The sequence below is a fragment of the Variovorax sp. dw_308 genome (genome assembly GCF_019207085.1).
Classification (GTDB): Bacteria; Pseudomonadota; Gammaproteobacteria; order Burkholderiales; family Burkholderiaceae_C; genus Variovorax.
Map to the genome: position 1 here is coordinate 247,550 of NZ_JAATOM010000006.1, position 12,628 is coordinate 260,177.

The 12,628-nt window shown below is 68.5% G+C and carries 11 protein-coding genes; 2 read left to right on the forward strand and 9 right to left on the reverse strand.

The window, feature by feature from the left end; all coding sequences use genetic code 11:
* The 7 genes from HCU76_RS15280 to atzF form a co-directional block, all read right to left on the reverse strand.
* A complete protein-coding gene (locus tag HCU76_RS15280; protein WP_213954405.1) occupies window positions 1–1,107 on the reverse strand; it encodes a BMP family ABC transporter substrate-binding protein in 1,107 nt (368 codons plus the stop codon).
* 80 nt (window positions 1,108–1,187) lie between these two features.
* A complete protein-coding gene (locus tag HCU76_RS15285) occupies window positions 1,188–2,651 on the reverse strand; it encodes an AtzE family amidohydrolase (protein WP_218509854.1) in 1,464 nt (487 codons plus the stop codon).
* Entirely contained in the window at window positions 2,648–2,854 is a 207-nt protein-coding gene (locus HCU76_RS15290) for a DUF4089 domain-containing protein (RefSeq protein WP_213954407.1), read from the reverse strand. Before HCU76_RS15290 ends, HCU76_RS15285 begins: the two co-directional genes overlap by 4 nt.
* Window positions 2,855–3,166: 312 nt before the next feature.
* Window positions 3,167–4,000: an ABC transporter ATP-binding protein gene (locus tag HCU76_RS15295; RefSeq protein WP_218509855.1), complete on the reverse strand. Its 834-nt coding sequence runs from the start codon at window positions 3,998–4,000 to the stop codon at window positions 3,167–3,169.
* Window positions 3,997–4,830 (reverse strand): ABC transporter permease, encoded by an 834-nt coding sequence (locus HCU76_RS15300; RefSeq protein ID WP_218509856.1) that lies wholly within the window; start codon window positions 4,828–4,830, stop codon window positions 3,997–3,999. The genes HCU76_RS15295 and HCU76_RS15300 overlap by 4 nt, the downstream gene beginning before the upstream one ends.
* Before the next feature lie 2 nt (window positions 4,831–4,832).
* Entirely contained in the window at window positions 4,833–5,828 is a 996-nt protein-coding gene (locus HCU76_RS15305) for an ABC transporter substrate-binding protein (protein ID WP_218509857.1), read from the reverse strand.
* A 43-nt stretch (window positions 5,829–5,871) separates the two neighbouring features.
* Complete coding sequence (gene atzF / locus HCU76_RS15310; protein WP_371319830.1) at window positions 5,872–7,599, reverse strand: allophanate hydrolase; 1,728 nt, start codon at window positions 7,597–7,599, stop codon at window positions 5,872–5,874.
* A gap of 212 nt (window positions 7,600–7,811) precedes the next feature.
* Between atzF and HCU76_RS15315 the strand changes: the two genes are divergently transcribed.
* Both HCU76_RS15315 and HCU76_RS15320 read left to right on the forward strand, forming a co-directional pair.
* Window positions 7,812–9,245 (forward strand): hypothetical protein, encoded by a 1,434-nt coding sequence (locus HCU76_RS15315; protein WP_218509858.1) that lies wholly within the window; start codon window positions 7,812–7,814, stop codon window positions 9,243–9,245.
* A 21-nt stretch (window positions 9,246–9,266) separates the two neighbouring features.
* Complete coding sequence (locus tag HCU76_RS15320) at window positions 9,267–9,905, forward strand: MBL fold metallo-hydrolase (protein WP_218509859.1); 639 nt, start codon at window positions 9,267–9,269, stop codon at window positions 9,903–9,905.
* Between the two features lie 109 nt (window positions 9,906–10,014).
* Here HCU76_RS15320 and HCU76_RS15325 read toward each other — a convergent pair whose 3' ends face one another.
* Window positions 10,015–11,181, reverse strand: coding sequence for a DUF3089 domain-containing protein (locus HCU76_RS15325; protein WP_218509860.1), 1,167 nt, complete (start codon window positions 11,179–11,181; stop codon window positions 10,015–10,017).
* Window positions 11,182–11,329: 148 nt separating this feature from the next.
* A complete protein-coding gene (locus HCU76_RS15330) occupies window positions 11,330–12,553 on the reverse strand; it encodes a DnaJ C-terminal domain-containing protein (RefSeq protein WP_371319831.1) in 1,224 nt (407 codons plus the stop codon).
* Window positions 12,554–12,628: the final 75 nt, after the last annotated feature.

The following is a 12,628-nucleotide window of genomic DNA, read 5'->3' on the forward strand; positions in this document are numbered from 1 at the left end:
TCAGAGGCTGCCCAGGACGCCGTCGACCAGGTAGTTCATCTTCTCGAGCTCGAGGTCGGTCTGCTTCAACGTCTTTGGCACCACGACCGTGCCCTTGCCGTCCTTGAGGCCGGCCGTGAAGATGTCGAAGTTGCCCGCGATCATCTTGGCCTTGATGTCGTCGGCCTGCTTCTTCGCGGCGTCGGTCACCATCGGGCCGTAGGCCGACATCTTCACGTAGCCTTCCTTCAGGCCGCCGCGCAGGAAGTTGGGATGCGGCTTGTCGTTCTGCGCCGCGTCGATGATGGTCTTGTAGGCGGTGAGCCAGTTCCATTCGGCGCCGGTGAGATACGCGTTCGGCGCCAGCTTGGCCTGGCTCGCGTGATAGCCGCAGACCATCTTGCCGCGCTTGGCTGCCGTCTCGACGATGACCTTGGGGCTGTCCACGTGCATCGTGAAGACGTCGCAGCCCTGGTCGGCCAGGCTGTTGGTGGCTTCGGCTTCCTTCACGGGCATCGACCAGTCGCCGGTGAAGATCACGTTGCAGGTGATGGCCGGGTTGACCGAGCGTGCACCGAGCGTGAAGGCGTTGATGTTGCGCAGCACCTGCGGGATCGGCTTGGCTGCGATGAAGGCGATCTTCTTGCTCTTCGTCATGTGGCCGGCGATCACGCCGTTGAGGTACTGGCACTCGTCGATGTAGCCGAAGTAGCTGCCGACGTTCTTCGGATGCTTGCCTTCGGTCCACATGCCGCCGCAATGCGAGAAGCGCACGTCGGGGTTCTTCGGCGCGAGCGCGAGGATGTGCGGGTCGAAGTAGCCGAAGGAGGTGGGGAACAGCACCTTGGCGCCGTCCTGCGAAATCATGCCGGTCATGGTCTTCTGCACGGCGGCGGTCTCGGGCACGTTCTCTTCCTCGACCACTTTCAGGCCGGGCATCTTCTTCACCTCCGCAGCCGCCTGCGCCTGGGCCTGGTTGTAGCCGTAGTCGTCACGCGGGCCGACGTAGATCACGCCGATGGTCAGCGGCTTCTGCGCGCCCGCCAGTGAGCTCAGGCCGCCGAGCGTGCCGGCGGCGCCGAGTGCGGCGAGGGTCTTGATCGATTCGCGACGGTTCAGTTGGGACATGTTGGGCTCCAGTAAGTGAAGGAGGTATCCGTTCTTGGATACAAGACGGTGTGCATAAACCGTACCAACCGGGGTTTGGACTACACCAGCGCGGCGACGGGCGCATGCACGACACCCGCTGCCTCCAATGAAGCGGCCACGCGCAGCACGTGGTCCTCGCGCCAGGGTGCACCGATCACCTGCACGCCGATCGGCAGGTGCGCATGTGCGCCCCACACCGGAACGGCGCAGACCGGCAGGCCGATGCACGAAATTGGTTGCGTCAGGAGCCCCATGTTGGGCCGCAGCGGCAGGCGCTGCCCATGCAGCTCGAACCACTCGGCGCCGATCGGCGTGGCGGCGCAGGGCGTCGCCGCGGCGAGCAGGATGTCGAAACGCTCGAACACGCGGGCCACGGCTTCGGCATAGGCGCGGCGCACGCGTTGCGCACGCGCGACCCAGGCGGCGGGCAGCAGCGCGCCGGCGAGGAAGCGGTCGCGCGAGAGCGGCTCGAAGTCCTGCGGACGCGTGCGCAGGTCGTGCAGGTGCAGCGCGGCGCCTTCGGAGTTGGTGATGAGGAAGGCAGCGGCGCGTCCGGCCTCGACCAGCGGCAGCTCGACCGCGCGGGTGGCGCCGAGGGCCTCGGCCACGCGGTCGACGGCCAGCAAGGCCTCGGGCTGCACATGCTCGCGGAAGTAGCCGGTGAGCACGCCGATGCGCAAGCCGCTCGTGCCGAGCGACAGCGAGGGCGTCACGGGTTCGATGGCGCGCTGCGCGCAGCCGGGATCATGCGGTCCCGTGTCTTCCGGGCCTTGCATCGCGTCATAGCAAAGCGCGAGGTCACGCGCCGATCGCGCGAAGGGGCCGAGATGGTCCAGGCTCGACACGAAGGGATAGCTGCCGGTGCGAGGCAGTCTTCCGAAGGTCGGCTTGAGCCCGAACACGCCGCACAGCGAGGACGGCACGCGGATCGAGCCATTGGTGTCGGAGCCAAGCGTGATCGGCACCTGCCCCGCTGCCACCGCCGCGCCGGAGCCGCCCGAGGAGCCGCCCGCGATGCGCGTCAGGTCGTGCGGGTTGTGGGCCGGGCCGACGTGGCTGTTCTCCGTCGTGAAGCCGTAGGCGTACTCGTCCATGTTGAGTGCGCCGACCAGCACCGCGCCCGCGGCTTCGAGCCGGTGCACAAGAAGTCCATCGCGCACCGCCGGGGCCGCGCCGCGCTCGATCTTGGAGCCGGCCAGGGTCGGCAGGCCGGCCACGTCGAACAGGTTCTTGACGGCGAACGGCACGCCGAGCAACGGCAGCGCGCGCGTTCGATCGCCGGAAGACGAAGCGAGCGACGCATCGGCCTGCGCCGCACGCCGCAGCGCCCGCTCTCGCACCACGTCGGTGAAGGCGTTGACGCGCTTGTCGGTAGCGGCTATCCGGTCGAGGCTCGCTTGCACCAGCGCGGTAGCGGTGGTCGCGCCACTGCGCACCGCGTCTGCCATGGAGGCAGCGTCCTGGGCCAGCAAAGTGTCAGCCAGCGTGCCCGGTGGGCGTGTGCGATCCGGCACTGCGCTCATTGCTCCGGCTCCTGCGCTTCGACCGGCACAAAGGTCGTCGCCGCCTCGTGATGCGGCTGCAGCGGCACCGCGTCGACGATGTCCGCGAACTCCGACGCGAGCGTGAAGTAACGCAGCACGCCGGGTCGATGGTCGTTGCGCAACCGCAGGCCGAGCGCGGCGGCGGCGGCGTCGACGTACGCTGAGACTTGTGCAGGGGTCATGTCAGTTGCTCCGGGGCGTGGGCCGAGGACATCGGGTATCCCCTTCCGCGAATGTCCTCCGGCCTTCGGCCTCCCCCTTTATTTCGCTGCAGGGGACACCCGCTGCCCACGGCCCCGGACACGCCGCGTCGTGCCGGCCGATCGACCACTGCGCGTCAGGATCACGTCGATGGTGTGCTCTGCGCAGCGAAATAAAGGGGGAGGCCGAAGGCCGGAGGACATTCGCGGAGCAGAGTACGCCGTCGACGTGATCCCGCCCACCGCCCATGGACCGCAGGCGCATTCGGAGGTGGGCTTGATCCAAGGAAGGATTCACCGCCGTACCTCGCGTTGAAAGATGTCGAGACTGAGCTTCTTCATCGCCACGAAGCTTTGCGAACTCAGCGTGTCGAGCGTCCGCGGGCGCGCATCGCCGTAGCGCAGGATCTCGGCCACCCTGGTCGGCCGCTTGGTCAGCAGCAGCACCTGGTCGGCCAGGTACACCGCCTCCTCCAGGTCATGCGACACCAGCAGCATCGTGGTGCCGGTCTGGATGAAGACTTCCTGCAGCTTCTCGCGGATGAACAGCGTCATCTCGAAGTCGAGCGCGGAGAAGGGTTCGTCGAGGAACAGCACCTCCGGGTTCGGCGCGAGCGCCCGCATGATCGACGCGGTCTGCTGCTGCCCGCCGGAGAGTTCGTACGGATAGCGGTTCAGGTCGAACTTCACGTCGAAGGACGCGACCAGCTCCGCCATGCGGCGATCCACCTCGGCCTTGCTGCGGCCTTCCAGCTTCAGCGGATAGGCGATGTTGTCGATGGTGCGCATCCACGGGAACATCGCCTCGCGGTAGTTCTGGAACACGTAGCCGATCTTGGTGTCCTTCAGCGACTTGCCGTCGAACAGGATCTCGCCCGCATCGATCGGGACCAGCCCCGCGATCATGTTGATCAAGGTGCTCTTGCCGCAGCCGTTGGGACCGAACACCGAGACGATGGCGTTCTTGGGGATGTCGAGGTCGAAGTTCTCGTAGAGCGGCCAGCCCGCGAAGTATTTGGTCAAGCCGCGGATCGTGATGTGCGTGCCCGAGGGACCGGGAACGAACGGCGGCCGAGGCACATCGGCATAGACCGGGCCGTTGAGGACCACTTCGGAAGTTGCTCTCATCTTCCACTCCAGTGCACGATGCGGCGCTCGGCGACGAGAAACAGGATGTTGAGTGCGTACCCCAGCGCACCGGCCGCCAGGATCGCCGCATACATGCTCTTCACGTTGAGCACCTGTTGCGCATCGATGATGCGATGGCCGAGGCCGGCATCGGAGCCGATGAACATCTCGGCCACGATCACGATCACCAGCGCCATCGACACCGCGGAACGCAGGCCCACGAAGGATGGCTGCAGGCTCTCCCAGATCAGCACGTCCTTGAACACCTGCCAGCGCGAGGCGCCCATCACCTTCGCCGCCATCACGCGCTGCTTGCGCGCATTGATCACGCCATAGGCACTGTTGAACACCACGATGAGGAAGGCGCCGAAGGCCGCGATCGCGATCTTGTTGATGTCCGACACGCCGAAGATCAACAGGAACAGCGGGATCAGGGCCGACGACGGCGTGGAGCGGAAGAAGTCGATCAGGAACTCGACGCTGCGGTAGAGCCGCTCGTTGCTGCCGAGCAGCACGCCGAGCGGCACGCCGATCACGGCAGCGATCAGGAACGCCTGCACCGTGCGCCACACCGTCACCGCGAAGTCGGTGAGCAGCGGCCCGCCAGCGAGGCCGGTGATGAGCGTCGACACCGTGTCGGCCGGCGCCGGCAGCAGGATCGGCTTGATGAAGCCCAGCCGTACCACCAAGTCCCAGAGGATGAACAGCACGATGGGGCCGATGGCGGGAATCCAGCGCTCCCATTGCGGCTTCTTCGGCACGGCGCTGGTGGCACCGGTGGCAGCGGGCGGCGCCCAAGGCGAGGCGGCGGTGGCGGCGGGCTCGGCCATGGCTATGCCTTGTAGAGCAACGGATCGACAGCGACCTTCTTCTCGAAGATGCCCTTGTCCGTGAACAGGTCGTAGAACTTCTGGAAGTAGGCCACGTCGCTCGGCTTGAACTCGTGGTGCAGCATGTACGAGGCCAGCGGCACTTCGGCGGTGAGCGGGCCTTCGATGGCGGTGTAGCCCTTCATGTACTGCCGCGCCTCGTCGGGCTTGGTGCGCACCAGCTCGACGCCGCGCGCATAGGCGGCGATGTACTTCTTCGCCGCGTCGGGGTTCTTCTTGATGAACTCGCTCGTGAGGCTGGCGGCGCCGCCATGCCAAGGGGCCATCGGGTCGCCGAGGATGTACTTCGCGACCACGCCCGCCTCGATGACGCGCGTGGTGCCGTTCATGCGGCCGATGGTGCCGGTCGGTTCCAGCGTGTAGCAGGCATCGACCTGGCCCGCGACCAGCGCGGCCACGTGCTGGCCGATCGGCAGTTCGCTCACCACCGCGCCCTTGGCGCCGGCGCGCTCCAGCATGGTCTTGGCCAGCGTGACGTTCTGGATGCCGGGGCCGGAGGCGACCTTCTTGCCGGCGAGGTCGGCCGTCGCCTTGACCGAGCTGTCCTTGGCGACGATGAATTCGTCGAGCACGAACTTGGCGTTGCTCGGGTTGGTGCAGAAGATCTTGAACAGCCCCGGCTGCGCGATCTCGCCGATCGCGAGGTTGGCCGAGCCGGTGCCGTTGGAACTGCCGTCGCCGCGGCCCGAGAGCATCGCTTCCATGACCTGCTGCGCGCCGGCGAACTTCAGCGGCTCGACGTCGACGCCGGCCTCCTTGAAGTAGCCGCGCTCGATGGCCGCGAAGAAGGGCAGGCCCGCGGCCACGGGCCAGTAGCCGATGCGGATCTTCGTCGCGGCCTGCGCGCGCACGATCGCGGGCGCGGCGAGCACGCCGAGTCCGGCGGCGCCGGCCTGCAGCAGCTTGCGTCGCGAGGTGGAAGGAGAGGGGTTGCGCATTGAAAGCTCCTGCAAATGGAATGAACGAGGGACGTTGCGGGCATCACCCCGCAGGGGCTTGTCTCGATGCGATGTACCGGCGCCAGCCGCCGTGATGGGTGATGTCTTCCGCGCCCTCGAGCGCCAGCGGCTCGCAGACGAAGCCCTGCACGCTGCTGCCGTCGGCCAGCGTCACGGTGCCGATGCCCAGCGGCGCGGGAATGAGCGCGACGAAGCTGCCGTAGTGGCTGCTTGGCATCTCCCACACTTCCAGCCGGATCGCGGCGCCCGCGCCCGGTGCGACGCGCAGCATGCCGGGCTTGGGCGGAACCGCGCCGGCCAGGGCGTAGAGGCGGTAGTCGGGCGCGGTCTCGGTCTCGACCAGAAAGCGTGCACCGCGCTCGCGCAGCTGGCCATTGAGCGGCATGCCCGACAAATGGGCGCCGACAACGGCGACGCGCACCATGTCGGCCCCGAGCGGCAGCGCCACCGGCGGCGGCAGCGCGCGGCCCGTGGCGCCGAGCGTGAGGCCGGTCGCATGGTGGAAGCGCTGACCCAGCTCGGCCAGTTGCAGGTCGCTGCCGCAGGGCGCGATCAGGGTGATGCCGAAGGGCAGGCCGTCGGGCCGGATCGAGCTGGGCACCGACAGCGCCGCATGGTCGAGCAGGTTGACGAAGTTGGTGTACGCACCGAGTTCGCGATTGCGCACCACGGGGTCCGCACGCATCTCGTCGATGGTGCAGTGGCAGGGCGCGGTCGGCAGCAGCAGCACGTCGATGGTGCGCCACATCGGCGCCACGCGCTGCGCGATCTCCCGCAGGCGCAGTTGCGCGTCGAACAGGTCGGCGGCGCTGTACTGGCGGCCGCTCGCAAGGATGCCGCGCACCGGCTCCATCACTTCGTCCTGGTGCGCGTCGAAGAACTCGCGCACCGCGGCGTAGCGTTCCGCCACCAGCGCGCTTTCGTAGAGCAGCGAGGCGGCTTCGGCCAGCGGCGCGTAATCGATGGTCACGCGCTGGCCGCCGAACGATTCCAGGCGCTCGATGGCCTCGTCGAAGGCCTCGGCCGCGAGCGCGTCGCCGAAGAATTCGAGCGTAGCCGGCACGCCGAAGTTGAAGCGCGCGGGAAAGGGCATGCGCCGCAGCTGCAGGTTGCGCGAGAAGGCGTCCTGTGCATCGAAGCCCATCGCCGCGTGCAGCACCTTCACCGCCATCGCGACCGTGGGCGCGAAGATCGACACGCAATCCACGCTCTGCGCCGCCGGCACCACGCCGTGCGTGCTCAGCAGGCCCTTGCTCGGCTTCAGCCCGACGATGTTGTTGAGGCCCGCCGGCACGCGGCCGGAGCCGGCGGTGTCGGTGCCGAGCGCGAAGTCGACCTGCCCCGTGGCGACCACGTAGGCCGAGCCCGAACTGGAGCCGCCCGACACATAGCGCGAGTCGAAGCTGTTGGGCACCGCGCCGTAGGGCGAGCGCGTGCCGTTGAGGCCGCAGGCGAACTGGTCGAGGTTGGTCTTGCCGAGCAGCGCCGCACCGGCATCGAGCAGGCGGCCCACGACGTGTGCGTGCTGCGCAGCGGTGCGCGCGAAAGCGGGGCACGCGGCCGTCGTCTCGACGCCGGCCACGTCGATGTTGTCCTTGGCGGCAAAGCGCAATCCCGCCAGCGGCCCGCCGGTGGCCGCACCCTTCATCGGCGCATCGAAGCGCGTGATCCAGGCAGCGGCGGGCGTGGCGTCGGTCGCCTTCGTCGTCGAATCGGGCTCGGCCAGCGAGACCTTGTCGTGCACCATCATCAAGCATCCTGTCTTGTGTACAAGGTGTGATGCAAACGGCGTGCCAGAGCAGCAATGCAACGCATTCAGGCGTGCGGCTGCTTTTTCCGGGATGATGCGAACCGTCGGTCCCAAGGACGGAGAACGCATGACCCAACGCCGGTGGTGTCTCGCTGCGCCCAAGCTGGCCCGCGCTGCCAGCGGGTTCCAGTTCCAATGGCGTGGAGCGGTCCATGGATGAGGCCGTGCGGGCGCGCCAACGCTGGACCTTCACGGTGCAAACGCCGCTCGGCGAGACGCATTCGACCTACGCCATCACGGACGTCGCGCTGATCTACGAATCCGACGATCCGCTCGCGGGCGACGGCGCCGCCGTGCGCTGGAGCACCATCCGGGAGGGCAGCACCGCCGCCATGGAAGGCATGGGCGGCGGCGGCGGGCCGGACCTGCCGACCTGGGTGCCGGCACAGATGGAATGGCTGGTGCTCACCCGCATCGACGAGGTGGAAAGCAGCTTCATGCGCCGCCTGCCGCCGCCCGGCGCCGACCGCGAGGCCCTGCTGGCCGCCGTGCGCGAACGCCTGGGCACGCGCTGGCTCGGCGAGGGCCTGCCGCTGAAGGAGGCGCAGCAGCGCATGGGCACGCATTCGCAGGAATGGAGCGGGCTCAAGGTGGCCGGCATCGTCGTCGCGGTGCTCGGCATGCTGGTGCTGGCGATCCTGCTGCTGGCCCTGCTGCTCACGCCCTTCGTGCTGGTTCCCGCGGGGCTGGTGGCCGGCGGCTGGCTGCTGCGCCGCGGGCTTCGCATGCTGCGCGATGGCAAGGCGGCAGCGGGCATGGCGGTGGCGCAGGTCGGCCGGGCCAGGATCGGCCTGGTGCACATCGAGGCGCCCGCCGAAGCGGCCACGCCGACCCGCGCCGCCATCACCGGACGCGCGTGCGCCTGGTGGGACGTGGCGGTGTGGGTCTGGTACGAGAGCGACAGCGAGGACAGCGGCGGCTGGCGACGCGTGGCCTCGCGCCATGGCGGCAGCGCCGAGTCGATCGACATCGGCGACGAGACCGGCAGCGCGACGGTGTGGCTCAACGGCGCGGAACTGCTGCTGGAGTTGCGCAGCTGGGAATCTGACACGGGCGACAAGGACGACAAGGACGCGCTGCCACCGCGCGGCGTCGCGCTGCTCGACACGCTGGGCTTCCCCTGGCGGGGCGGGCAACGGCTGCGCGTGACCGAGGAGTGCGTGGAGGTCGGCGCCACGCTCTACGTGATCGGCACGCTCGACCTGCGCCGCAACGTGCCCGAGTCGCAGGCGCCCGGCTGGCTGGAGCGCACCGTCGACGCGATCCGCACCGGCGCATGGCGGCGCAACGTGGTCGCTGCCGCGCCTGCGCCCATGCGCGTGGTGCTGGCGGTGTTCATCGGCTTCATCGACATGTTCACCGGCATCGGCGCGGCGCGCATGCGACCGCGCACCTCCCGCGACGGCCCGCCACCCGCGCTTTCGCCCAATGCGCGCATGGTGTGGAAGGGCCACGGCGACCGGCCCTTCATCGTGTCGGACCGTCCGGAGCGAGGCGCGCTCGCGGCCTTGCGCAAGCGCGCGTGGATCACGGGCGGCATCGGCGCGGCGATCCTCTGCTTCGTGCTCTATGAGCTGGTGTCCTGACCGTGCATTTACGATCGAAGGATGCTCCGTTACCAGACCGTCCCCGTCACCCCTTTCCAGCAGAACTGTTCCATCGTGTGGTGCGACGCCACGAAGAAGGCCGCGATCATCGACCCCGGCGGCGACCTCGACCGGCTGCTGGCCGCCATCGACAGGCTCGGCGTGACGCTCGAGCAGATCTGGCTCACCCATGCGCACATCGACCATGCCGGCGGCACCGGCGAACTCGCGAGAAAGCGTGCGCTGCCCATCGTCGGCCCGCACCCGGGCGACCAGTTCTGGATCGATGGCCTTGCGCAGCAGAGCCGCATGTTCGGCTTCCCGCCGGCCGAGCCCTTCGTGCCGACGCGCTGGCTGGCCGATGGCGACACGGTGTCGATCGGCGAGGAGACGCTGTCGGTGCGCCATTGCCCGGGCCACACGCCGGGCCATGTGGTGTTCCATTCGGCGAGCGCGCAGCGCGCCTTCGTCGGCGACGTGCTGTTCGCCGGCAGCATCGGCCGAACCGACTTTCCGCAGGGCAACCACCAGCAGCTGATCGACAGCATCACGCAGCGGCTATGGCCGATGGGTGATGAGACGGTGTTCATTCCGGGGCATGGCCCGGAGAGCAGCTTCGGGCGCGAGCGGCGCAGCAATCCTTACGTGGCCGGGACCTGAAATACGACTTTGCAATCAGGCGCAGAACAAGGCGGAGCGCCGCAGACAGTGCTGTAGCACGGCAAGGCGATCCAACGCAGTCATGCGTTTGATTGCGAAGTCGTATGAATCACTGGCGCGCGAGGTAGGCCGCCGTCTGCCGCTCCAGCAAAGCCAGCAGGTTGCCCAGCGTGAGGTTCACGTCGACCAGGTGCAGGCCCCAGCCCTTGAGCACGACCCCCGCAACGGTGACGTCGCCGGGGATATGGTCGATGCGCTGGTCGGCCGGGTCGGCGTGAGTGGTGACGGCCAGGTAGTCGCCCTGCGCGTTCGAGACGCATTCGGCGCTCAGCAGGCCGGGCGTGGTGACGAAGGGCGTGCCCAGCTTGTCGCCGTTCTTCAGCCATGAGGAGACGCGCGACGGCACGCCCGTGATGTCGACGTTGCCGCTCGAGAAGTACGGCATCAATGCGCCCTCCCCTCCGGCAAGCGCCGCGGGGTTCACGCAGGCCGCGACCTGCCCCGATGCAGCGACCTTGCCGAACAGCGTGCGGTCCGGCGGCGGCGATTCGGCCCTGAAGCTCGCATAGGCCACGACGCAGCCGGTCTGCGTCAGCTTGCGGCACAGCGGCACGTGCTGGAACGCACCACCCACGTCAGCGCCCTTGGGCACCGCGAGGTTCGTGCCCATCAGCAGCGCCGACACCATGCGCGACTGCACCGGCTGGCCGTCGATCTCCTCCCGGATCAGGCGCGTGAGCCAGCGCGCGCCCTGGCTGTGGCCGATGAGGACGAAGCCGCGTCCCTGGTTGTCGCGGGACAGGTAGTCCTGCCAGGCGGCCTTCACGTCGGCGTAGGCCAGGTCGCCCTCCTCCTCGAGCCGCTCGCCGAACACGGTGGTGACGAGGGCATGCAGCGTCAGCTGTCGATACAGCGGCGCGTAGAGCCTGCAGCGCGAGGCGAAGCGGGCGAACTGCTGGTTGGCGACTTCGCGTTCCGCCTGGGTCGCGGCCAGCGCGCTGTTCATCGTGCGCTCGCGGCTCACTGTCGGATAGACGTAGAAGCAATCGATGGCCGGCGCCTCGGCGGGTTGGAAGGGCTCGATCGTGCGCTGGCCGTCCGCTTCGACGCGCGTGGCGGTCTGGTCGCGGCTGCAGGCATCCATGCGGCCGGGGCGGCAGAGCCAGGATGCGTCGGCCTTGTAGTCGACCCCGGCGGCGACGGCCGGCTGGGCGCTGGCACCATCCGCACCGAAAAGCACAACCCACAGCGATATGAAGAGGAAGCGCTTCGTCATTCGCGCACTGTAGTGCGCAAGCAGAACGCGGCCAATCGGTCTGACCTCGCGCGCGCAATGCCGATTTGCTCGAACTCGTCCGTGGCAAAGATTCGCGAAGACCTACGCCGAAGATGCGCAGTCCGCGGCAGACCTGTTCAGGCTCGCGTCAAGGCGCGCGCTTGGACATCCCGCGCTCCCACGCGCGCAATTCGCTGTTCCATGCACGCAGGCGCTTGTCCGATGCGGGGCCGCCGTCGCCCGACGTGGTCGCCAGCAGCTGGTCGAGCAGGATCTCCTGGTCGGCCGTGAGATGGTCCGGGAAGATCGGCTGCACGGTCACCTGCTGGTCGCCGCGGGGGCCGCCGCGCGACACGGGAAACCCGTGGCCCTTGAGGCGGTAGGACACCTGGTCGCGCTTCAGCTTCAGCGACTGAAGGCCGGCCACGGTCGGCACCTGGATCGGGCGGTTGGCGATCCATGCGAAGCCGTCTACCGGGATCTCGCAGTGGATGGTGCCGTCGTCCTCGAGCCTGAAGAATTCGTGCTCCGCGAACTCGACGCGGATCTCGAGGTCCGCCGGCGCACTGCCCTTGCTCGCGCGCCGTGCATCGACATGCAGGAGGTCGCCCGACCGCACGCCCGCCGGAATGCGCACGCCCACCTTGTAGGGCTGCGGCGTCGCCTTGCCGGCGCCGGCGCAGGCCTTGCAGGGCCGCCGCGCGATACCGCCGCCCAGGCAGTCCGTGCATTCGTAGTAGCCGGTGGGCCAGCCGAAGAAGGAGCGCTTGGGCATGGCGCCCGAGCCGCCGCACTGGGCGCAGTTGCCGCCCAGCACCTGGTGCCCGGCGCCGGCGCAGACGGCGCAGGTCTCGGTGATCTTGCCCTGCATGACCTTGATGCAGCCGACCGCGGCTTCTTCCAGCGTCAGCTTGACCTTGCGGAAGATGGGGCGGCGATTCGGGCCTGCATCGGCTGTGCTGTCGGATGTATGGCTGGATGTATTGCCGGACGTGTGGCCCGACGCATTGCCGGATGCGTTGCCGGAAGTAGCGCCGGATGCGTTGCCCGACGCGGCATGGCCATTCGCACGCTGGCCCGTCTTCCTGTTGTCGTCCGCGGCAGATGCGCGGGTGGACTCTTGCGCGGGCTTCCTGGGCTTGGCGCTCTCGGCTGCCGTCGAAGCGGGGCGGGTGGCGTGCGCCGGGCGCGGGCCGGCATTGCGGATCTCCTCGAAAGCCCGGTTGATGCGCTGCATCCGGGCCACCGCGTCGGCGCTGCTGTTGCGGTCCGGATGCCACTGCGAGACCAGCCGGCGCCAGGCAGCCTTGACCTCCGTGTCGGTCGCGTCAGGTGCCAAACCCAGTTCGGCGAATGCGTTGTCGGTGCCCACAGTATCCAAATCCTCGTCCAGGCCAGCCATTCGGGGCGGAATCCCGACACGGGCGACGGCCTCAGGTGTGAATGT